Source organism: Vibrio sp. TMPB1044 (assembly GCF_030442075.1).
GTDB lineage: Bacteria > Pseudomonadota > Gammaproteobacteria > Enterobacterales > Vibrionaceae > Vibrio > Vibrio satsumensis.
This window is the reverse complement of the sequence record NZ_JAUJED010000025.1, coordinates 199,624-222,263: the sequence shown is the minus strand read 5'-3', so window position 1 is coordinate 222,263 and position 22,640 is coordinate 199,624. Positions and strand designations below refer to the sequence as shown.

Here is a 22,640-nt window from a genome sequence, read left to right as displayed (position 1 = left end):
AATAGTACGTAAATACTGTCCATTTTAGCCCTAAAGGCAGATTGATTAGGGCACGTTATGTAACTCCATTCTTGGGCACATTCTTTGTGCCCTTTTTTCGTCTTGAATATCTGTTCTATCATTTGGGATTGCCTCTCCCTCTACCCTCCATGACATCTTCAATACCTCGTTTCATATTATTTTAATTTATCTCGCCGTGGCCCCTGCATATCAATAGCCTCGATAATGGGAAATACTAGATATCAATCGTATTTGATACGCCAATAGATGTGTTGAAATCCCTTTATTGAACTAAGGCTTTTAACAAAATTGACTAAATGTGGATTCATGAATCCATGAAACAGTTTCATGGCGTGAAGGTAATCTGTAAGCGCTTTCATGATTTCCATAACTGGCCTTTTTAGCTCGAGGTTTAGTGTGATGTCACTCACTTCTACTTAGACTTAATTCTTTAATAATCGTTTTGTAAGCGGTTACAAGCTAATGAAGTATCGAGGTTCGAGTGGCGACAATTAAACACGTATCAGAACATGCAGGTGTGTCTCAGGCGACAGTGTCTAGGGTCATTAATGGCACTAGTAGAGTGAGTCATGACAAGAAGTTAAAGGTTGAAAAAGCGATCAAGGAGTTGGGTTATCGCCCGAACTCTATCGCACAAGCTTTGGCGTCAAGTCGTACCGGTAGTGTTGGCGTTGTTGTTCCAGAGCTGGGCGGTTCTTTCTATTCGGGCATTTTGCACAGTATAGAAGAAAACCTACGCCGCTTTGGTTACCACGCTGTTGTTGCGGCGGGCTCGAACACCGAACAAGGGCAGCGCGAGTCGGTGGAGTTTTTGTTGGGGCGTCGTGTTGATGCTTTGATTCTTCACACTCAACTGCTCAGTGATGATTATTTAATTGAATTGGAAGAACAGGGGACCCCTGTGGTTTTAATTAACCGCTTCATCCCAGAAATGGCGATGAGTTGTATTGATATTGATAACGAAGTCGGGGGGCTGCTCGCTACTCAATATCTTTTGCAAAAGGGACATACAGATATCGCGTGTATTACCGGGCCTTTAGATAAAGCAGACGCTAGGGGGCGTTTGCAGGGGTATCGAAAGGCCTTGGAAGAAGCGGGTGTGCCTTACGATGAAGCTTTAGTCTCGGAAGCGGGCTTTACTGAAGAGACTGGTATCAGTGCTATGAAGAAGCTTATGAATCGTAAGTGTCATTTCACAGCAGTATTTGCTTCGAATGATCACATGGCATTCGGTGCCTTTGAGGTGCTGCATCAAGAGGGGCTGTCTGTTCCAAAAGATGTATCACTGGTGGGCTTCGATAACACCATCTTCGCGCGCTATCTGACCCCTAGTTTGACCACCATTAATTTCCCTATTGAAGAGATGAGCGTTGAAGCCGTACAGCTTACTCTACAGAAGCTTAAAAAAATCAAACATGACGTGAACTTTAAATTGCTGCCGACGTTGGTCACAAGAAACTCGGTATCGGATTTACTCGTTACCCTATAAAAACATTAAGGATAGAACATGAAATTTAAGACCTTAGCGCTCTCGTGCGTGGTTGCTTTAGGATTAGGTACAACGGCTGTTAATGCGGCTGACAAAGAGATTCGTTTCGACGGCTTCCCTGATTTCGATAGCAGCCTGAAGGTGTTACTGCCTGATTTCGAAAAGGAAACAGGGATTAAAGTTGATTACCTTATGAACAACCACGGTGACCACCACACCAAGCTAACCACCAACTTGGCTACTGGCTCGGGTGCTGGTGATGTGATTGTTGTCGACGTTGAGAAAATCGGTCCATTCGTTAGCTCTGGTGGTCTAGTAAACTTATCTGAAAACTACGGTGCGGATAAATACGAAGAGCGATTCGCACCTTACGCATGGGCGCAAGGTAAAGGCGCTGACGGCGACATGTACGGCATTCCTGTCGATCTTGGTCCAGGTGTTATGTATTACCGTACCGACGTATTCGAAAAAGCGGGCATTGATGTAGAAGAAGCTATCAAAGATTGGGATTCATACATCGCTGCCGGTGAAAAACTGAAAGAGCAAAACGTACAACTTATTGCTTCAGCGGCAGACGTTGCACAGGCAATTATCTTCACAACGGTTCCTGAAGGTGAAGGTCTTTACTTCGATAAAGATGGCAACCCAGTTGTGACATCAGAGCGTTTTGTTCACGCTTTTGAAGTAGCAAAAGAGATCCGTGACAAAGGTTTAGATGGTCGCATCCTGGCTTGGTCTAACGAATGGTACGAAGGCTTCCGCAACGGCACATTTGCAACTCAACTTTCTGGCGCTTGGTTACTTGGTCACCTAAATAACTGGATTGCTCCTGAAACCAAAGGTAAATGGGCAGTAGAAAACCTACCTGATGGCATCTACGGCAGCTGGGGCGGTTCATTCCTTTCAATTCCAACTCAATCAGATAACCCAGATGAAGCTTGGGCTCTTATTGAATACATGACGACTGACCGTGAAGTTCAACTTAAGCACTTCGAAACGATTGCTGCTTTCCCTGCGAACGTAACTACGTATGACGATGAGTTGTTCCAAGAAGAGATGGAATTCCTAGGTGGTCAGAAAGCGCGTCTTCTATTTGCTGAAGTGGCGCAGAACATCAAACCAGTATCTCCAGCTCAAGGCGACCATGTAGCACGTTCTATAATTTTAGAGAACGCATTGATGGAAGTGCTTGATGAAGGTAAGGACATCGAGACTGCATTGAAAGAGGCAGAGCGTCTAATCAAGCGTCGTACGCGTAATCTTTAATTTGTTTTTATTTTGAGTAAGTGAGGAAGCGTGGGTAACGCGCTTCCTTTTTTAAGAGGTCGTTACTATGAATCATACAGCGAGCACAACGATAGAACCTGCGGACAAAAGCCTTTTTTCTCGTCTGAATTTGAAAGCGCTTACACCGTATGGATTCCTTCTGCCGTTTCTGATCATTTTTTCTGTATTTGGGATCTTCCCGCTGTTGTTCTCTGTTTACCTGTCGTTCCACGAATGGAACCCAGTACAGGGCATGGACGCAATGCAGTTCGTTGGTTTTGAGAACTATCACATTGCATTGACTGACCCGTGGCTATGGCGTTCGTTAAAGAACACATTGTGGCTAGCAATCACTTCGGGTGTGGCTCAGCACTTAGTCGCTATTCCAGTGGCTTACATGTTGGTTTCAATGGGTGACCGTATGCGTCACTGGCTAACATCGGCGTACTTTCTACCGTTCATCACATCAACGGTCGCAGCGTCACTGATTTTCTTCAACATGTACTCTCCTAACTCAGGAATTATTAACCAAACGCTAATGGCTCTGGCCGATAGCACGCTGTTTGGTTGGGCATTTGCTTGGGTTAACGATTTTCAACCAATCCGTTGGTTAGACGATGCGACTATGGTGAAGCCGTCTATCGCGATCATGGTTTTCTGGAAATACACCGGTTTTAACATCGTCCTTTACACCACAGGGTTAATGACGATTCCTAAAGATATTTTAGAAGCTGCTCGTATGGATGGTGCCAACGCCTTCCGCCGCTTCTGGAACATTTCACTACCAATGATTCGTCCATTCATCTTCTTTGCTATCACCATGACCATCATCGGTAACCTGCAAATGTTTGAAGAACCGTTCGTTCTAACGCGTGGTACAGGTGGTACAGGTCAATCTGGTTTAACTATCTCTATGTACCTCTACAAAGTGGGTTGGGAATGGTTAGAAATGGGCACAGCGTCAGCGATTTCATGGCTTCTGTTTGCACTCATCGCGTCTTGCACTTTGGTTCAATTTTTATTCTTCGGTAAGAAAGGCTTAGGGGAACATTAAGATGTCGACATCAATTAAGACAAATACCTCACCACTAAGTGGCCTAATGCCAAGCGAACGCACCATGTACATCATGACTAAGATCTTGATGGTCATGCTCGGCATATTACTGATTGTTTCCGCAATCATTACGGTGTTCCCGTTTGTGTGGTCAGCACTGCTTTCAACACGTGACCGCTCGGAGATCTTCGGCTCGGGCATCAGCTTTGCGATTGGCGATAGCCTAATGGTGAACTACGCAAAACTGCTGGAAATCATGCCGTTTTGGAAAGCGATGTTTAACTCGATTTACGTGGCTTTCTTAGGCACCACTATCTCGCTGCTGTTTTGTAGCATGGGTGGTTACGCGTTTGCTGTGTTTAAGTTCCGCGGTAAGAACGTGTTGTTCGGCATGCTGGTTGGCTCAATGGCGATTCCGCCAGTGCTTAGCTTGATCCCTTACTTCATGATCGTGAAATTCTTAGGCTTGTTGGATAACCACATGGCGGTATGGCTACCGTTTACCACCACACCATTTGGTATCTTCTTGATGCGTCAGCACGTGATTGCATCGATTCCTAAAGAGCTATTAGAAGCAGCGAAACTGGATGGCGCAGGTGAGTTTAGAACGTACTGGAGTGTGGTACTGCCACTGATGAAACCAGCACTAGCAACACTCGCTATCGTGCAGTTCGTCTTCTTCTGGAACATGTTTATGCAGCCTCTTGTGGTGCTGAACAACCCTGACAACTACGTCATCACACAAGCACTACGAAGTGTTCAAGGTATTCCGAATACGCCATGGGGCGCGGTAATGCTAGGTACCACAATTTCTATTTTACCACTCGTTATTACTTACCTGTTTGCATCGAAGCAGATGATCAGTGGTTTAACGTCCGGCGCAGTTAAAGGTTAGGTTTAAGGGTTATAACAATGAATAAATTTCAACTTCCAAGTGATTCAAAGTTACGCAGTAAGGAATTTGTATTCGGTGTCGCGACATCTTCATACCAAATTGAAGGCGGCGTTGAAGAGGGCGGTCGTACACCGTCTATCTGGGACACGTTTTGTAAGACGCCAGGTAAGGTAGATAACGGCGACAGTGGTGATGTGGCGTGCGACCACTACCACTTGTGGAAGCAAGACATCGAGATGATTCAAGGTTTAGGCGTTGATGCTTACCGTCTCTCAATTGCATGGCCACGCATCCTGCCGCAAGACGGCATGGTGAATCAGCAAGGATTAGAATTTTACGAGCAGATCATCGATGAATGCCATGCTCGTGGCATGAAGGTGTATGTAACGCTCTACCATTGGGATCTACCGCAATACCTTGAAGATAAAGGCGGCTGGCTAAACCGTGAAACGTCTTACAAGTTTGCAGAATATGCAGAAGTGGTGAGTAACTACTTTGGCGACAAGATTGATGTTTACACCACTCTGAATGAACCGTTTGTTTCTGCATTCCTTGGCTACCGCTGGGGCGAACACGCGCCTGGCATCAAGGGTGAAAAAGAGGGCTACTTAGCCTCTCACCACCTAATGCTGGCACACGGTTTGGCTATGCCGATTCTTCGCAAGAATGCGCCTCATGCTAAGCATGGAGTGGTATTTAACGCGACGCCGGCTTACCCGATAACGTCAAAAGATCAAGGCGCCGCAGACTACTGTGAAGCAGAGAACTACCACTGGTTTATCGACCCAGTATTGAAAGGTGAATACCCACAGCTAGTGGTAGAACGCCAAGCGATGAACATGCCGATGATCCTTGAAGGTGATTTAGACATCATCAGCGCACCGGTCGATTACATCGGTATCAACTACTACACACGTAATGTCGCTCGCTTCAACGAGAATGGCGACATTGAATCAGTGAAACAGGCTGACGCTGAACACACTTACATTGGCTGGGAAATTAACCCACAAGGCTTAACCGATTTATTGGTAAGACTGGATGCTCGCTACGAAAACATACCTCCAATTTACATTACTGAGAATGGTGCAGCAGGTAACGACGAGCGTGTAAACGGACAAGTGATGGACGAGCAACGCGTTCGTTATTTCCAAGGTCATATCGAAGCGGTTCACAACGCAGTTGAAGCCGGTGTAAAAGTCGATGGCTACTTCGCTTGGAGCCTGATGGATAACTTTGAGTGGGCATTCGGTTACTGCCAGCGTTTTGGCATTGTCCATGTTGATTACACCACCCAAGAAAGAACACTGAAACAGAGCGCAATTGCGTACCGAAATATGCTGCTAGAGCGCGCTGAGGAGAACAGATAATGGCTAAAGTAGAATTTAAGAACATCAAAAAATCATTCGGTGATGTTGAAGTTGTCAAAGAGTTTGATTTTACGGTTGAAGATGGTGAATTCGTGGTTTTCCTTGGCCCATCTGGCTGTGGTAAATCGACAACGCTACGTATGCTTGCTGGCCTTGAAAGCATCAGCTCTGGTGACATCGTGGTTGGTGGCAAAGTGATGAACAAAGTCGATGCTAAAGACCGTGATTTGGCGATGGTATTCCAAAGCTACGCTCTTTACCCACATATGACGGTTTACGAGAACATCGCCTTCGCACTAAAACTGAAAGGCATGCCGAAAGCGGAAATCGACGTAGAGGTACTAAAAGCCGCCAAAATGTTAGAGCTTGACCCGCTACTGAATCGTAAGCCCAAAGAGCTTTCTGGTGGTCAACGTCAGCGTGTGGCAATGGGCCGCGCGATGGTTCGTACTCCGAAAGTGTTCTTGTTTGATGAGCCGCTATCTAACCTAGATGCAAAACTTCGTGGCGTGATGCGTGAAGAGATCAAACACCTACACCGCGAGCTGAAAACCACCACGATCTACGTTACACACGACCAGATTGAAGCGATGACGCTAGCAGACCGCATCGTGATTCTGAAAGATGGTTATGTTGCTCAAGTGGGTACACCAACTGAGGTGTTCCAACGTCCAGCTAACAAGTTTGTCGCGCAATTCATTGGTAACCCGTCAATGAACATGTTGGAAGCTAAGTTGATTGAAAAAGAAGGCGAATACTTCGTTGAACTTGGCGATGTTCATATCCCACTGCCAGAGCGCTTTAAGTCTCTGGCATCTAAAAACCTAGCGCTTCACTTTGGTGTTCGTCCAACAGACATCCACCTACGTGCTGAGCAAGTCGACCATGACCGCGTGCTGCCATTCCCTGTGAAGATCAACGACAAGGAGTTACTGGGCGCAAGCATTCTTCTGAAAACAGAAATTGGTGGTCAACCGCTGATGGTTGAAACCCAAGCCGCTGAAGTGGACGTGAAAGAGCTGACACTTTACTTGGATTTGGACGCTTTCCATTTGTTCGATGCACTGAGTGAGAACTCGCTAGCGAGCTAGTCAATTACGAGCTAGCCAGTCAATTTAAGTCAGCCAACGAGCTGATACCAACCAACTTACGACAAATTGTTTTGGCTCCTCCTGATTTGGGAGGGGCTAGGGATAGTGATGATGAAATTCGGATATTTTGACGATAAAAACAAAGAATACGTAGCAACCACGCCATGCACACCGATCAAATGGTGTAACTATGTGGGCACATTAGATTTCGGTGGCATTGTAGATAGCAACGGCGGCGTGTTGTTGTGCAAAGGTGACCCGGCACTGAACCGTATTACCAAGTACATTGCACAACTGCCAAACTCAGATTTCAAAGGTTCGACCATGTACCTAAAAGTACGTGATGAAGCGGGCAACGTAGAAATATTCTCACCTTTCTACACTCCAACCTTGAAGCCTCTGGATAAGTTCGAAAACCACACTGGTTTGTCTTACACCACCATCATTGCAGAAGCATTTGGTGTGCGTTGTGAAGCGACGTTCTTCGTGCCTAAAGCCGACCAAGTATTGTTGCAAGACATCAAAGTCACCAACATTTCAGACAAAGCGCTGCACGTTGATGTGGTTCCTGTGTATGAGTTCACACACTTTGATGCACTTAAGCAGTTATTGAATGCCGATTGGGTTCCACAAACAATGACATTGAAAGCGCACCAACAAGAATCGGGTCACACCGTGCTTGAGCAGTATGCCTTCATGAAGCGCGATTACGCGGTGAACCTGATGACAGCGGATCGCCCTGCGACGTCTTTTGATGGTGACCGCCAATCGTTCCTAGGTAATTTGGGCTACGGAACATGGGCAGCGCCGCAAGCGCTAGAAAACGACGAGCTTGGTAATACTGAGTGTTTGCGTGGTGACAACATTGGTGCTCTAAATCTGCGTTTAGGATGGTTATCTCCAGAGCAGACGGAACGTACGGTTGTGCAGATCGCGCAAGAACAGAGCTTAGAAGCAGCGCAGCCTTTGCTGTCTAAATACCGTGATCTTCAAGTGGTTGATTCGGCATTCGCTGAATTGGCTGAGCACTGGGATTCTTACCTACAAGCGGTTCAGGTTGAAACGCCAGACCCTGCTATGAACTCAATGCTTAACGTACACAACCCACGTCAATGCCACACCACTAAAAACTGGTCTCGTTACCTGTCTCTGTATCAGCTTGGCTATGGCGCACGTGGCATCGGTTTCCGCGATTCTTCACAAGATACATTGGGCGTTATTACTCATATGCCAGAAGAGGCGCGTGAGTTCATTGAGCGTCTGTTATCTGTGCAAAACACCAACGGTTCTGCGATGCACCAGTTCTTCCCATCGACCATGGAAGCGAACGCGGGTGACTCACGTGAAGAAGAAGATCGCCCGGATTACTACGGTGACGATCATCTGTGGATCATTTACGCGGTGACTCAATATGTGAAAGAAACGGGCAATGCAGACTTCTTGAACAAAGAGATCCCGTTCTACCAAAAAGACAAAGCGGGCAACCCAGTTGAAACGAGAACCGTGTGGGATCACTTGTGCCGCGCAATTGAATTTACCTACACCAATACGGGTGAGCACGGCCTACCGTTATTAGGTTTTGCTGACTGGAATGACACGGTGAACCTGCCAACGGGTGCTGAGTCGATGATGGTAGCCAACATGTACGGCAAAGCCCTGCTCGATATGCTGGACCTTTGTGAGTTGCGTGGTGAAGCGAAGCTAACAACCAAGTTTAAAGATCAGTACCAACAGATGCAGAGCACAGTGAATGAGTGCGGTTGGGATGGCGAATGGTTTGTGCGTTACTTTGATGAGCAAGGCCTGCCGATTGGTTCTCACAAGAACGAGCAAGGGCAGATCTACACTAATGGTCAAAGCTGGCCTGTGATTTCTGGTTTCGCGACTCAAGAACGTGCGACGCAAGCGCTAGATTCGGTTTACAACAAGCTGAACACAACCAATGGCATCAAGCTTTCAACACCGGGTTACAACGGCTTTGATCCGCAACTAGGTGGCGTTTCGACATATCCACCGGGTGCGAAAGAGAATGGCGGTATTTTCCTGCATTCAAACCCGTGGGTGATGATCGCAGAAGCGAAAATGGGCAATGGCGAGCGTGCTTATGAGTACTACCGTCAAATTAACCCAGCTTCTAAGAACGACGACATTGATATCTTTGAGTCAGAACCCTACTGCTACCCACAAAACATCTTGGGTGACGAACATAAGCAGTTCGGCTTAGGCCGTAATGCATGGTTGTCTGGTACCTCATCTTGGACATACGTTGCGGGTACGCAGTGGATTCTGGGTGTTCGACCTGAAGTAGATGGCTTGCTGGTGGACCCTTGTATTCCGGCTGAATGGCCAGAGTTTAAAGTCCGTCGTCAGTTCCGCGGTGCAACATACAACATTCATGTCACGAACCCGAATAACGTGTGTAAGGGCGTGGTTGAGATGAAGGTCAATGGTGATCTGATTTCAGGCAACAAAGCACCGGTGTTTACCTCTGGCGAGCACACGGTAGAAGTGGTTTTAGGTTAACAAAGAGAAGGGCGCTTTATGCGCCCTTTATTGCTCTTTCGTTTCGTTAGCAATGCGTTCTCTGGGGGGCTGATTTCGCATTCAGCAGTTGCTCTAGTTTAGCTCGATTATTTTGGTTGATAGGCAGCTTGGCATTGCCAAGTGAAGGTTTGAGACTGGTTCGGGCTAAGCGTCAATAAGCCAATCTGGTTATTGAAAGCATCGGCAGGGCAAGTCATTGGTTCTATTGCAATACTTTGCTCACTCGTTGGGGTGTACAGCTGAACAAATGGGTAGCTCGCATCTTGTTGATAGTGAATCTCGGCAGATGAATCTGAGCGTTTGAAAGTCAGTTGGTTAGTTGTCTTTGAATCAAATTCAAAGCAGTGGTTTAGGCTTTGATTCGTTAGGGAATCAGCCAAAGACAAACGGTCAAAAGCCTGTTTTTCACCATTAGGTAGGTCGTTCTCGTGTATGACCTCAGCACAAGATGACATGGTAAGCCCACACTGTTTCAAGTCAGTGCCAAGCGAGAAATAAGGGTGCCAAGCATCACCGAATGGGAAGGCGAAATCACCACAATTAGAGACAGTTGTCGAGCAAGATAGCTTGCCTGTGATGTCGATAGTGAAGGTGACTTCAAGGTTAAAAGCGAACGGGAAAGCAGGGTGCAAAGATGACGTCTGATATTGCAGCGTCACACTGGCTGACTCTTCATTGGCTACGCTGTTTTTGATTGAAAAAGGTTGGTTGTAGAGCAGGCCATGTACGGCGTGATTTGACCAAGGAAAGTTAGCTGGGAGTTGATGGTTTTGGTTTTCGAAACTGTAACGACCTAAGTTTAAACGGTTTGGAAAAGGGAATAATTTAGCACTGCGGGAAAAGAACGGATGTTGGTTGATCAGTTCATCATAATTCTGATAACCACAAATAAAAGAGAATGGACTGTTATTTACAATGTATTTATTTATAACAGCACCAAACCCATTGATTATTTGAAGTTCTATACCATGCTGGTGGTTTATTAATGTGACAGAGTCAATATTTCCAAATTTTTCATTTATAATTTTAAACATGTTGATGTCTCCATTTTTGAAAGATATTAACAAGAAGAAAAAAATATTCAATGGCGGTTTTAAAATGAATAATAAAATTCCATATACAAGCTATTCAGGAAATTCAAAATACCTGTGTAAAAAAGGTGATGCAGTTGAATTTATTCAACCTTGGTACACGCCAATTTCTACGACACCAGAAAATACCGGCATGGCAATCGGTGGTATCGGTAATACATTTACACTGACGCCAAATGGCAACACGCCAAACTTCAGTTTCATTCCAGGGATATTTGTCGACTGCTCACAACAAGCTATTAATTTTAATGATTTTTATGCGTCAGTGATGGATGTGCCGACCACTGAAAAGCTCCAAGTTCTTAACGAGCAAGAGCTTAGTGTGCACCTGAATTTTTACCCAGCGCTATTCGATGGAAAGAAGATAGATAAAGAAAATATTTCGAATGCAATTAACCTTATTCGTGTCGCATTAGAAAATGGTAATTTCTATAAAGAAAATAAAGATAACTTTATAAAGTGGAATGTCGAGTTTTCTAATAAGACTACATTATTAATTGAATCCGATTCATCATCGATTGATTGTCAATTATATGTAGCCTTAGATTTCTTTAATGGTTTATTAATAAATGGTACAGCGAGACAGTTATCACTAACTGCGGGAAATAATAGTGATATAGAAAGTGTTAATGGTAGCGATATAGAATATAAGGCTTTATATCCATTAGCTGAATATCAATATAATAGTTTTGATGGTATTAATATAAAGCGAAAGGTAGTCTCGCCGATCGTTAAGGAAGATAAACGCCTCTGTTCTTTGCCAATGCACTGGAACCACTTCCAACTTACTAACCAATCACAGCAAACACGCGTGATTACTCTTGCTCAACCTCTACAAAACTTGATCGGTTCAACCTACCGGAAAGGTCGTGATGGGATTCAAGATTCGGCGTGTACCTTGTCTCAAAACCCGATTGTTCAGCAGCATCAAGCGGTGAAGCTTAATGGTGAAAGCTACGGTTTTACTGGTGTTCAGCTCACAAGTCAGTCCCCTTATCAAAGTGACATTGAGGGTGAGGTGGTGTTTGGTGTTCAAGCCGAAAACCGTTTGATGGAGTCGGGCAAGGTATCGGTGTCTGTTAAGCCAACGCTTTATACTTCGAAAGTGACCCAGCAAACCGAGTTCGCATTGAAAACCGGCCGCACTAACGCTGAATTCCAAACTGGCATTTACACAGGTCGCGAAGCATTGAGCGCACTTGTTGTGGTACAGGTTGAATTGGAGCCGGGTGAGTCTGTAGACCTGCGTTTTGCACAAGTGATGGCACATAGCAAAGTGATGCTTAATGGCTGGAACTCGGAGAAGGCTTATACGCAATTCTACCCTCAAGCTAAACCTGCCTTACCTATGTTAGAAGATGTCTTGCCAAAGCTTGAGGTGATTGAGCAGAAGCTCGTTGAGCAGCAGACTGCTTTCCTAGAGCAAGCTCAGAGTAAGATATCACAGCCTGAATCAGCACTGCGCTATGCGACGATGGCGATGAACTCACTATCATTCCTTGCTGAATCAACAGTATGGGATAAAGAAGATAAGTTCCTAGTGAAAGAGTGTGTTGATTACCCATTCTTTAACTCTTTGGATGTGTATTTCTACGGATCATTTTCATTGCTCTATTTGCTACCTGAACTTGATGGCTGCGTGATGAAAGAGTTCTCAAAAGCGATTTTGGCCGAAGACTTTACTCAGCGCCGCTACTGGGAATATGAAGCGACACCGAATGCTGAATTGATTGATGAAAAGTACCAAGGTGTGCGTGCGATTCGAGGTGCAGTAATCCACGATTTGGGTAGCCCGTTCGACATTCAGCCTGACGCATATAGCTGGCATAATGTTAAGGAGTGGAAGGACTTAGCACCGAAATACATTCTGATGGTGTACCGTCACTACCAAAACACACAAGATATGTCAGTGGTTAAAGAGTGCTGGCAAGCCGTAACAGAGAGCATCGATTTCTTGTCGAACTTGATTGTAGATGGTGATGATTTACCACTCACTCGAGGTACTGACGATACCTTCGACAACCTTGCGTCTCACGGTATCTCTATTTACTGTGCGAGCCTCTGGGTTGCTGGCCTTCAAGCCGCGAGTGAACTTGCACAATTAATGGGTGAAAACGATCTGGGTTCGGACTACCTAACACGTTCTAAAAAGGCATTAGCAACAGTTGAGCAGAGCTTGTGGGATGAGAAAGAGGGTTATTACCACTTCTTCGTGACGCCTGTCCAAGCCAAGCATCTCACCGGTGAAGGCTACCAAGCTTTGGAAACTCTGGGGTTGGTTTTAACGGGTGATGCGATTGCTGATAAGAATATGCTTAACGACTATCTACAAACCGATACTTCGATAAACATCGGTAAGGTAGCTCAACGTGTCTCCAAGAAACGTTTGTTGAGTGAGACGGCACCTCAAGCTTTCACGCAAGAATATCTAGAGTTGGTACCCGATTCAGACAATAGCTTTGGTGATGCGCTGCTTGCCGATAGTTATCTCAAACTGATTGGCCTAGAGGGTATTTTCCCGCAACAGCGCATTCAGCGTGCATTGGACTATGTTTATAAACATAACTTCGAGATTAACAGCCCTAAACTTGGGGTGGCGAATATGACGCTCGCGGATGGTTCTCCACATGAGGCTTTTCAGGCGCAAGACGTGTGGATTGGCGTGCAATTTAGTGTCGCGACAGCGTTGAGTTTAGCGGGCAAATCGCAGCAAGCAGAAACATTAATGGATACCGTGTATACCGCGCTGTATGACTATTCAAAAATTCCATTTGCCGCACCAGAAGGGTTCAACTGTTCAGTCTCATTTGATGAGAAAGATCTTTCAGAGTCTTTTAAATTGTCACAAAGTGATGCGAAAAAGTGGATTAATGCACTTAAATTGCAAAACTGTGTGCTGTCTGACGGTCGGGTTAATCCTAGTTTGACGAAAGACAGTGATAAATTTGTTAATATGGTACAAGGTGAAATTTCAGCGGATCAAGCTACGGTTCTTCACAAGTGGCTTCTGAGCACAGGTTTGAAATATACCGCGGGTCGCTACTTCCGACCGGGGATGATTTTCGCCTACTTATATTAATTAAATAGTATGAGTTTCACCTTAAGCAATGTTGAGTTGAAACTGATGGGGAGCTTTAGGGCTCCCCTTAATGTCATTGGGTTAGGGTATTGAGATGCGCACTAAAACTAAAAAAACCACCGTATACGATGTAGCGAGGCTAGCTGGCGTTTCTCCAAGCACGGTTTCTCGTTTTCTTAATCGAACAACCTATGTGTCGGATGATAAAAGCCAGAATATCGAGCAGGCAATCAAAGACACCGGCTACAAGCCGAATTTTCAAATGCAGGAAAACATTAATCGCCGTTCATTAACGATTGGTGTATTGGTGCAGCATCCTGATAGCCCTTATACCAGTCGTATTCTTAACGACATGGAGAAAACCCTGATAGCTCAAGGCTATTCGTTAGTGATAGCTACCGGGCATTGGCAAAAAAAGCTCGAAATACATGCCTTGGAGTATTTAGCTAAGAGTAATGTCGATGGCATGATCATTGTGACAGGCAGCATTACCAAAGAGGACATCGCTAAGTATGCGCAAGACATTCCGGTTGTTGCGGTGGGCTATGACATGGTTGCAGATAATGTTCGCTCAATTAACATTGATAATGTGTTGGGTGGTTACATGGCGACGCTTCACTTATTGCAACAAGGGCATGTGAACATTGCTCATATTAAGGGCCTTTCGAGCCAACCTGACGCAGGTAACCGCTTCGAAGGCTATAAAAAAGCACTCCAAGAGGCGGGCATCAAGGTGATGCCAAAGCTCGTCAAGCAAGGGGATTTCAGTAGTGAAACTGGCTATGAGAAAACCGTGGAATTAATCGAATCTAAGATTCACTTCTCTGCTCTGTTTGCCGCCAATGACCAAACGGCTTATGGGGCGATTAAGGCGCTCCATGATCACGGCTACAAAGTGCCAGAAGACGTGTCAGTGATTGGCTTTGATGACTTGCCTACGTCGAAGTATTTCACGCCGGCGTTAACGACTTTGAGACAGCCGATTGAAGAGATTGGAGAGGTGTGTGCTCAGTCTATTTTGAATTTGTTGTCGGGTGAAAGACATGAAGCACGACTACCACCGATTGATTTAATCGTCAGAGAATCGACCAAGTCTCTGTATCGCTAGTTGATGTTGAAGTGATTGAGTCTTAGGGGATGACGTTGAAAGGCACATTATTTCCCTTCAGAAACGAAAAATGTCGCATCCATGCGACATTTCTCTTTTGGCGGCCAAACCAGTTTTGCTATATCCATTCTAGAGTGCAATCCATTAGATGCTTTTTCAGAATGTATCTATAAGACGCTGTTAATCTTGATTAGTTCCCTTTAAGCTGCATTTTTTTCCGAATTATTTTCTAAATCGAATGACGCAGCGATGAGTTTCTTGGTGTAGTCGTTTTTCGGCGCATTAAAAATCTCTTCAGCAGAGCCTTCTTCCATCACTTCACCCTTCTGCATCACCAATACACGATCTGAAAGTGCTTTCACTACTGAGAGGTCATGACTAATGAACAGGAAGCCAATATTGTGCTTCGCTTGAATATCTTTCAGTAGGTCAATCACGGTCAGTTGTACTGAGCGGTCGAGTGCTGACGTCGGTTCATCCAACAGGATGAAAGATGGCTCAAGGATCAACGCACGAGCAATCGCGATACGCTGTCTTTGTCCGCCAGAGAATTCGTGCGGGTAACGGTTAATTGAGTTTGGCTCTAAGCGAACCTCAATCAGTGCTTTACGCGCTCTTTCTAAACGTTCTTGTTTTGACAAGTGAGGTTGATGCACCGTTAAGCCTTCCGTGATGATCTCCCCAACCGTCATACGTGGTGATAAAGAACCATAAGGGTCTTGGAACACCATCTGCACATCTTTCTTAAGCTTGTGACGTTCTTTATCGGTTAATAAACTCACGTCTTGGCCCTTGTAAACAATACGTCCGCTGCTTGGCAGCAAGCCGATCAATGCGCGTCCAAGGGTTGATTTTCCTGAACCAGACTCTCCCACAATACCTAAAGTCTCACCTTGTTTCAGTTTCAACGAAATGCCTTTAACCGCTTCGAAGTACTGGTTCTTACTTTGGATAAAGTGAGATTTGATCAAGAACTTCACGCGAATATCTTCTGCACAAAGCAGTTCAGGTGCGGATGCCTCAACAGGAACTTTCGCGCCTTTCGGAATTGAGTTAATTAGCATACGTGTGTAATCGTGTTTAGGGCTATCGAATAGCTCTTGAGTAAGCCCTTCCTCGACCAATTCACCCTTACACATCACCAGCACACGGTCAGCAAAGTGCTTCACTACACCGAGATCATGGGTGATGAACAAAATAGCCATCCCCATCTTGCCTTGTATCTCTTTGATAAGAGAGAGCACTTCAGCTTGAACCGTTACATCGAGTGCTGTCGTCGGTTCGTCCGCAATCAGAATATCCGGTTCATTAATCAGTGCCATTGCGATCATGATGCGCTGTAACTGACCACCTGAAAATTCATGGGGGTACTTGGTGTAAGCCTGATCTGGCATAGGTAAATGCACAAGGTTGAACAGCTCTAACACACGCTGTTTTGCTTTTGATTTCGATACCTTACGGTGACACATAATGGCTTCCGCCACTTGAGTACCGACACGCAGGTATGGATTCAAAGAGGTCATTGGCTCCTGAAAGATCATGCCGATTCTATCGCCACGAATTGACTGCATTTCTCGCTCAGTCTTTCCTAGAATCGATTGTCCCTCAAACTCGATTTCTGATTGTTGATCGATAATCGCGTTATCAGGAAGCAAACGCATAAGCGCGTTGGAAGAGACGGATTTACCTGAACCTGATTCACCAACAATGGCCAAGGTTTCGCTTGAGTTAAGGGTAAAGTTAACCTTTTTGACCGCATCAATGATTCCATCATTGGTGGTGAAGCTAACGGAGAGGTTATTGACTTTAAGTATGGCCCGGTCCGACATGATATATCCTTATCAATTTAAGACATTAGGTGAAGATTGAACTTCTGACGTTGTTTTAAGTTGCCCAAAATGGTGATGAGCACGTTGTATTTGTTCTAGTTCGAGCATCCAGTGCGAACTGCGCTGAGCGCTGCAAAAAGCGATCAGGTGATTGAGTAAATCTTCGCTCTGCTTTTCCAGTAACCCAAAGGTACGTTGAATCAGATCAGTGTTCTCAAGAGAGATAAATTGCATCAGCGCGTAAGATTGATTCAAGGTATCGAAGGCTTGTTGATGCAGACCTAAGCGGTTGAGTATCTCGGATTGAGCGACACTTGCGTCCCTCAACCCAGCAAGCAGGCATGCAAATTGGCAGGGTTTGATATCGCTTTGGTATGCGGCATCTTGGATGTGATGAGGAAGAGAGGTCAGAACATCACCATAGAGGCGCTGTGCTTCGGGCCAGTGGCCTTGTTCCATTAACTGTTCAGCTTTTAGGTAGTGCATCCAGCATCGTTCAATTTCCATATCCACATCCTCAATTTATAATATTTTAAAATGTTAATGATATTTATTATCAATTGCAAATTAAAATCATTCACATGTTAAGTTGGTGAATTAAATGACGGGCTATTCCTAAATATGGCTTAAATTGTGTGTTATTTGTTCGGTTGAACAGCTGTGTAGCGTAAGTCACTAAATTTGTAGGAAATTACATCTACACTGATTTTATCTACACCCAAGTAATGAAGGACTAAGGAGGCGGCGATGGCGATGCAAAGGCTCAATACAGAACAACTGTATCAGGTAGCGGAATTAGACAAGCTACCATGTAAGTCGACCAAAGAACTGGCTCCAATTGACGAAATCGTCGGACAGGAACGGGCACAAAAAGCCGTTGAGTTCGCGATGTCAATTAAGGAAAAGGGTTACAACATTTATGCGATAGGGCGAAATGGTCTGGGTAAACGCACCATGATCTTGCGCTATCTAAACCGTCACCCTCAAGAAGTGCAGGAGCTTTTTGATTGGTGTTATATCGCGAACTTCGAAGATATTCGTACACCTAAGGTACTGAAATTGCCTCGTGGCGTAGGCAGCAGCTTAAAGCAAGATATTGAAAAATTGATGCGTAAGTTGCTAAAAGGTATGCCTCTAGCGTTTGATAACGAGATGTACTTTAGCCGTGCTGACAGGCTTAAAAACCAATTAGCAGCTAAGCAACAAGCCGCGTTAGAAAGCATTAGCCAAGAAGCGAAAGATAAAGGTATCAACCTGACGATCACCACTCAGGGTGATTACCAGTTCGTGGCAATGAATGGTGATGAGCTCCATACCGAAGAGAGCTTCGATCTACTGTCGCCGGAAGAGCAAGATCAATTTGATAAAACCATTGATGGATTGGAAGTCGGACTGCGAACCATTTCTCGTGAATTGACTGAGCTTGAAGAGACGTACACAGAGAAAATTCAAAAGCTAAATGATGATACGGCGCGAGATGTGATTACTCACTTTATCAAGCAGTTGAAGCAGGATTACAGTCAATATCCAGAGATCAAGAAGTATCTCACGGCATTACGTAAGGATATTGTTGATAACGCCGATATTTTCCTAGAAGAGAGCACAGAGCAAGCCGAAGTTGCAACGGCCTCTTTGGATAAGAAAATGCCGCGTCGCTACAAGGTCAATGTGATTGTGAGCCAGAAAGAGGAAGCGATGCCGATCGTGGTAGAGGAGAATCCGAATTACCACTCTCTGTTTGGCCATGTGGAAACCGCGACCTTTAAAGGTACCGTATTTACTGATTTTTCATTGATTCGCGCAGGTAGCTTGCACAGAGCAAACGGCGGCGTACTGTTGATGGATGCGGTCAAGGTACTTGAACAGCCGTACGTTTGGGAAGGCTTGAAGCGAGCGCTGCGTTCACGTCAATTGAGTTTCACTTCACTAGAGAAAGAGGTGACCTTAACGGGGGCGGTATCGCTTGATCCTGAGCCTATTCCATTGGACGTTAAGATCATTCTGTTTGGTGATTACCGAACTTACCAGCTTCTGCAACACTACGATGCGGAGTTTGGTGAACTGTTCCGTGTGACAGCCGATTTTGAAGATGAGATGAAGCGTACTCCCGACTCTGAAATGCATTACGCGCGTTTCATTTCGAGCATCGTGCATGACAACAATATGCTGCATTGTGACCGTAAAGCGATTGCTCGCATCATTGAGCACAGCTCTCGTCAGGCGGGTGACCAAGGCAAGCTTTCCCTGCACTCAGCACACATTGCTAACCTGCTTCGTGAGTCAAACTACGTGGCTAGAGGATCAAAATCGAACCTGATTCGTGCAACACACGTCGACCAAGCGCTATCGAACCAACAGATGCGTGTCGGACGACTGCAAGACAGCGTGATGGAAACCTTCACTAATGGTACAACGCTAATCCATGTGGATGGTGAAGCGGTTGGACAGGTCAATGCTCTGTCTGTGTTAAGTACAACTGACCATATGTTTGGCGCGCCGAACCGAATCACGGCTACCACGGCTTACGGTGACGGCGAAGTAATTGATATCGAAAGAAACGTCGACCTAGGTGGCAGTATTCACTCGAAAGGTGTGATGATCTTGTCGGCTTATCTTTCTTCTGTGTTTGGTAAGACAGCGAAAGTACCGCTTACCACTAACATCACCTTCGAGCAATCGTATGGTGGCGTCGATGGTGACAGTGCGAGTATGGCCGAGTTCTGTGCGGTGGTGTCGGCGTTTTCTAAGCAGCCAAACCGTCAAGATATCGCAATTACTGGCTCGATGAACCAGTTTGGTGAGTCTCAACCAATTGGTGGCGTGAACGAGAAGATCGAAGGCTTCTTTGATGTGTGTGAAATTAAAGGTCGTTCAAGTGAGCAAGGTGTGATCATCCCGCGTTCGAATGTTCATAACCTGATGCTGCGCAGCGACATCGTCAAAGCGGTTGAAAAGGGAGAGTTCAACATCTGGGCCATCGACCATGTAACAGAAGCGATTGAACTGTTCACAGGTAAAGCTGCTGGTGAGGCTAGTGATGAGGGGAGCTACCCAATCGATACTATCTTTGGTATCGCGCAAGCTAAACTGAACGCACTGCGTAAATAACCGTATAGCTAATTAGTTTAATGCTTAGATAAACAGTTAAACAAATAGCTAGAACACAAAAGCCATCGATTTTAGAGTCGATGGCTTTTTTATTTGTTGAGGTTTGGCTCGCTAGGAGCCATTTGTTTTTGGTCAGCTTACGGTATTCGGAGAAAGTCGCGTCTTAAAAGGCGTTAACCGTTTCGTAAGCAGAGCTTGGTGCCATCGAACTTCAACTTTGCCAATAAGTGTTTGGCGTTAGCTCGGCCAATATCATCAAATTCAACACCGTATCGAGCGTAGTGCGTCGATTTTTGCAGATTACAGATAATGCCTCGCAATGGCGGAATCAGCGGACCGTTGTAATTCTCAGGAGTTATCTCAATAGACACTCGATCGGCAATCTGAATCGCACGAGAGGTCGGTGAGGTCACAAAGCGACAGCCACTTTTCGATAAGTCTCTTATCTCGCAGTTTGCTCGTTGGTCGTTGAAGATGATTCTTGAAGCTAAATTCACTTCATAGCGTGTCTCTTTACGCAGCTGAGTCACTTGCATCGTGCTTGGTGTAGACAGCACAAGAATAGGAAAGGGTTCACCAATCTTGTGGTGAATTTGGCTTCTAAAGTGGATAAGCGCACCTTCACCTCGTAGAGAATAAGCCCGAGCGGTCATCCAAAAACCTTCTTGAAAGAAAAAGTTCAGATCTTCATTGGATACATCAGGAACCTCAACCACAATACAATTATCACTGTGCGTACCGATAAATTTGGTGGTGGCGAGAAACTTAGTGCCAACGGGAGTTGAGACATTTAATGTCAGTTCACTGCCGTGCTCAATCATCGCTAGCGCATCAGTGCTATTGATGGTGGAAACGGTGCGATTACGAGGGTCTTGAAGTGCCTGATTATGCTCCAAAGGCTTCTTCAGGGGTGCGTTCATTATAGGTTCTCCATGCGCCAACATGCGTCTGTTAGTTATATTGGTAGCTTGCTAACAAGGGGTTATTACGTGCTAGATTTAGTGGACGTACTCACATAGATTTATAGAGTGCCTTTATCATTGCTGATTTTATATTAAGCCGATTGCACTAAATTATTTACTGTGTTTGTAAGTACTTAGTTTTATTTATATGCACTTGCGTTAGTCTATTACAAGGAACTCATACTTCAAACTTTTATTGTTTGTCGTATCAATTATTTGCAGGAGTTGAGAATGCAGGCAGTAAAATGGGATCAAGAAGTGAACCAGCTCACGGTTGAGCTAGAACCCGACCAGTTCGCAGTCGTTAAGTATAAAAAGGACGGAGATGTACTACATATCACCTCGACACGCATTCCTGATGAGCTGCAAGGCAAGGGCTTTGGTAAGGTGATGATGGAGTCGGTTTTGCCCGAAATTGAACAAGCGGGCTTCAAAATTGTGCCGGTTTGTAGCTATGTTGTTCACTATATGAATAGGCAGCCACAGTGGTCACATCTTCTATCCGACAAAGCATAACAACGAGTAATATGTCTCAATCAATATCGTCGAATAATCGAGCTCAACTTCAAACTAGCTCAGATAAAAATCAGTCGGAACTCTATCAAAAAATTGCCGTCTCACTTGGCTTTAACCAAGGGTTTGGTGTCCAAGTGATTCAAAGCCTGTGGGGCGGGTATGGCGAGTTAGTTCGCTTGGTCTTTTCTCAAGAAAACAGTGCTGAACTCAAGAGTGTGATTGTTAAACATGTCGCATTGCCAGATAAAGCCGAACACCCAAAGGGTTGGAACACCAAACTCTCTCACCAACGCAAGGTGCACTCTTATCAAGTTGAGACGGAATGGTATCAATCGTTCACTCAAGAATGGGATGAGCGTTGCCCCGTACCTGTTGGGCTGCAATGTGAGTTGCAAGAGAACGAATGGCTGATTGTGATGCAAGACTTAGCGGATATCGGTTTTCCGTTAACCTCTCAATTTGATGTGCTTGCTGTTTCTGACGATCTGGCAACCAAAGATACTCAGTCTGAACTGGCGTCTGCTTACACTCTAGAAGAGCAGAAACAACGCGATGCTTGCCTTAAATGGCTCGCTAACTTTCACGCAAAGCACATCAATGCAGATCAAGAACAATCAGCCTCATTGTGGCAAGTGGGTACATACTGGCATTTAGACACACGCCCTGATGAGCTGAACGCATTGTCCGATTTACAATTAAAGCACCAAGCACAGCACATCGACCGCATACTCCGAGAGTGTCCATATCCAACCTTAGTGCATGGTGATGCCAAGCTCGCCAACTTCTGCTTTGATCCTGAGAGTGAAAAAGTCGCTGCAGTCGATTTCCAGTACGTCGGTCACGGATGTGCGATGAAAGACGTGGCTCTGTTTATGAGCAGTGCTGTGAGGCCGCAAGATTGCGCTGAACTTGAGTCACATATGTTAGAGACATACTTCCGATACTTGGAAGAGGCATTGACGTACTATCAGCCGCAGCTTTCGTTTGGTGATGTCGAACAAGCATGGCGCCCCATGTTTTACGTGGCGTGGGCTGACTTCCAACGTTTCGTAAAAGGGTGGAGCCCAGAACACTGGAAGATCAATCCGTATACTGAGCAATTGACTCAAACGGTGATTGAGCAGCTAGAAAGCCCAGAATAAATTGCCTCATATATGTAAACCACAAAAGAAAAAATCGCCCAATTTATGATTGGGCGATTTTGATTTTATCTAGCGTGT

The 22,640-nt window shown here is 45.2% G+C and carries 16 protein-coding genes; 12 read left to right on the top strand and 4 right to left on the bottom strand.

Annotated elements, in window-relative coordinates; genetic code table 11:
- Positions 1-502: 502 nt before the first annotated feature.
- The 7 genes from QQ041_RS19020 (at position 503) to QQ041_RS18990 (ending at position 9,706) form a co-directional block, all read left to right on the top strand.
- A complete protein-coding gene (locus QQ041_RS19020; protein WP_285954815.1) occupies positions 503-1,510 on the top strand; it encodes a LacI family DNA-binding transcriptional regulator in 1,008 nt (335 codons plus the stop codon).
- Between the two features lie 18 nt (positions 1,511-1,528).
- A complete protein-coding gene (locus QQ041_RS19015; RefSeq protein WP_285954814.1) occupies positions 1,529-2,776 on the top strand; it encodes an ABC transporter substrate-binding protein in 1,248 nt (415 codons plus the stop codon).
- Positions 2,777-2,843: 67 nt separating this feature from the next.
- Positions 2,844-3,830, top strand: coding sequence for a carbohydrate ABC transporter permease (locus QQ041_RS19010; RefSeq protein ID WP_017631101.1), 987 nt, complete (start codon positions 2,844-2,846; stop codon positions 3,828-3,830).
- 46 nt (positions 3,831-3,876) lie between these two features.
- Positions 3,877-4,725 carry a carbohydrate ABC transporter permease gene (locus tag QQ041_RS19005; protein ID WP_017061568.1) on the top strand — a complete coding sequence of 283 codons (849 nt, stop codon included), beginning with the start codon at positions 3,877-3,879 and terminating at the stop codon, positions 4,723-4,725.
- Positions 4,726-4,742: 17 nt separating this feature from the next.
- The gene (locus QQ041_RS19000) at positions 4,743-6,092 is read left to right on the top strand and encodes a GH1 family beta-glucosidase (protein ID WP_285954813.1); all 1,350 of its coding nucleotides are present in this window, start codon (positions 4,743-4,745) and stop codon (positions 6,090-6,092) included.
- Complete coding sequence (locus QQ041_RS18995; protein WP_285954812.1) at positions 6,092-7,183, top strand: ABC transporter ATP-binding protein; 1,092 nt, start codon at positions 6,092-6,094, stop codon at positions 7,181-7,183. Before QQ041_RS19000 ends, QQ041_RS18995 begins: the two co-directional genes overlap by 1 nt.
- Before the next feature lie 108 nt (positions 7,184-7,291).
- Positions 7,292-9,706 carry a glycosyl transferase gene (locus QQ041_RS18990; protein ID WP_285954811.1) on the top strand — a complete coding sequence of 805 codons (2,415 nt, stop codon included), beginning with the start codon at positions 7,292-7,294 and terminating at the stop codon, positions 9,704-9,706.
- A gap of 107 nt (positions 9,707-9,813) precedes the next feature.
- On the opposite strand, the gene QQ041_RS18985 is transcribed toward QQ041_RS18990, so the two are convergent.
- Positions 9,814-10,761 carry an aldose 1-epimerase gene (locus QQ041_RS18985; RefSeq protein ID WP_285954810.1) on the bottom strand — a complete coding sequence of 316 codons (948 nt, stop codon included), beginning with the start codon at positions 10,759-10,761 and terminating at the stop codon, positions 9,814-9,816.
- Positions 10,762-10,825: 64 nt separating this feature from the next.
- On the opposite strand from QQ041_RS18985, the gene QQ041_RS18980 reads away from it, so the two are divergent.
- Complete coding sequence (locus QQ041_RS18980; protein WP_285954809.1) at positions 10,826-13,897, top strand: GH116 family glycosyl hydrolase; 3,072 nt, start codon at positions 10,826-10,828, stop codon at positions 13,895-13,897.
- Between the two features lie 94 nt (positions 13,898-13,991).
- Positions 13,992-15,005, top strand: a complete 1,014-nt coding sequence (locus QQ041_RS18975; protein ID WP_050643642.1) for a LacI family DNA-binding transcriptional regulator — start codon at positions 13,992-13,994, stop codon at positions 15,003-15,005.
- Between the two features lie 200 nt (positions 15,006-15,205).
- Here QQ041_RS18975 and QQ041_RS18970 read toward each other — a convergent pair whose 3' ends face one another.
- Positions 15,206-16,834, bottom strand: coding sequence for an ABC transporter ATP-binding protein (locus tag QQ041_RS18970; RefSeq protein WP_146490224.1), 1,629 nt, complete (start codon positions 16,832-16,834; stop codon positions 15,206-15,208).
- Between the two features lie 12 nt (positions 16,835-16,846).
- Positions 16,847-17,341, bottom strand: a complete 495-nt coding sequence (locus tag QQ041_RS18965) for a hypothetical protein (protein ID WP_285954808.1) — start codon at positions 17,339-17,341, stop codon at positions 16,847-16,849.
- A 240-nt stretch (positions 17,342-17,581) separates the two neighbouring features.
- On the opposite strand from QQ041_RS18965, the gene QQ041_RS18960 reads away from it, so the two are divergent.
- Entirely contained in the window at positions 17,582-19,942 is a 2,361-nt protein-coding gene (locus QQ041_RS18960) for a Lon protease family protein (RefSeq protein WP_285954807.1), read from the top strand.
- A gap of 173 nt (positions 19,943-20,115) precedes the next feature.
- Here QQ041_RS18960 and QQ041_RS18955 read toward each other — a convergent pair whose 3' ends face one another.
- Positions 20,116-20,862, bottom strand: coding sequence for a flagellar brake protein (locus QQ041_RS18955; protein ID WP_146490227.1), 747 nt, complete (start codon positions 20,860-20,862; stop codon positions 20,116-20,118).
- 273 nt (positions 20,863-21,135) lie between these two features.
- Here QQ041_RS18955 and QQ041_RS18950 point away from each other — a divergent pair, with 273 nt between their 5' ends.
- Positions 21,136-21,420: a GNAT family N-acetyltransferase gene (locus QQ041_RS18950; protein WP_285954806.1), complete on the top strand. Its 285-nt coding sequence runs from the start codon at positions 21,136-21,138 to the stop codon at positions 21,418-21,420.
- Positions 21,421-21,431: 11 nt separating this feature from the next.
- A complete protein-coding gene (locus QQ041_RS18945; RefSeq protein ID WP_285954805.1) occupies positions 21,432-22,562 on the top strand; it encodes a phosphotransferase in 1,131 nt (376 codons plus the stop codon).
- The last annotated feature ends 78 nt before the right edge of the window (positions 22,563-22,640 follow it).

What these genes read in the sequence shown, in the direction of transcription:
- QQ041_RS19015 (WP_285954814.1), top strand. Translation starts at nt 1,529, where the DNA reads ATGAAATTTAAGACCTTAGCGCTCTCGTGCGTGGTTGCTTTAGGATTA.
- QQ041_RS19010 (WP_017631101.1), top strand. Translation starts at nt 2,844, where the DNA reads ATGAATCATACAGCGAGCACAACGATAGAACCTGCGGACAAAAGCCTT.
- QQ041_RS19005 (WP_017061568.1), top strand. Translation starts at nt 3,877, where the DNA reads ATGCCAAGCGAACGCACCATGTACATCATGACTAAGATCTTGATGGTC.
- QQ041_RS19000 (WP_285954813.1), top strand. Translation starts at nt 4,743, where the DNA reads ATGAATAAATTTCAACTTCCAAGTGATTCAAAGTTACGCAGTAAGGAA.
- QQ041_RS18995 (WP_285954812.1), top strand. Translation starts at nt 6,092, where the DNA reads ATGGCTAAAGTAGAATTTAAGAACATCAAAAAATCATTCGGTGATGTT.
- QQ041_RS18990 (WP_285954811.1), top strand. Translation starts at nt 7,292, where the DNA reads ATGATGAAATTCGGATATTTTGACGATAAAAACAAAGAATACGTAGCA.
- QQ041_RS18985 (WP_285954810.1), bottom strand. Translation starts at nt 10,761, where the DNA reads ATGTTTAAAATTATAAATGAAAAATTTGGAAATATTGACTCTGTCACA.
- QQ041_RS18980 (WP_285954809.1), top strand. Translation starts at nt 10,826, where the DNA reads ATGAATAATAAAATTCCATATACAAGCTATTCAGGAAATTCAAAATAC.
- QQ041_RS18975 (WP_050643642.1), top strand. Translation starts at nt 13,992, where the DNA reads ATGCGCACTAAAACTAAAAAAACCACCGTATACGATGTAGCGAGGCTA.
- QQ041_RS18970 (WP_146490224.1), bottom strand. Translation starts at nt 16,834, where the DNA reads ATGTCGGACCGGGCCATACTTAAAGTCAATAACCTCTCCGTTAGCTTC.
- QQ041_RS18965 (WP_285954808.1), bottom strand. Translation starts at nt 17,341, where the DNA reads ATGGAAATTGAACGATGCTGGATGCACTACCTAAAAGCTGAACAGTTA.
- QQ041_RS18960 (WP_285954807.1), top strand. Translation starts at nt 17,582, where the DNA reads ATGGCGATGCAAAGGCTCAATACAGAACAACTGTATCAGGTAGCGGAA.
- QQ041_RS18955 (WP_146490227.1), bottom strand. Translation starts at nt 20,862, where the DNA reads ATGAACGCACCCCTGAAGAAGCCTTTGGAGCATAATCAGGCACTTCAA.
- QQ041_RS18950 (WP_285954806.1), top strand. Translation starts at nt 21,136, where the DNA reads ATGCAGGCAGTAAAATGGGATCAAGAAGTGAACCAGCTCACGGTTGAG.
- QQ041_RS18945 (WP_285954805.1), top strand. Translation starts at nt 21,432, where the DNA reads ATGTCTCAATCAATATCGTCGAATAATCGAGCTCAACTTCAAACTAGC.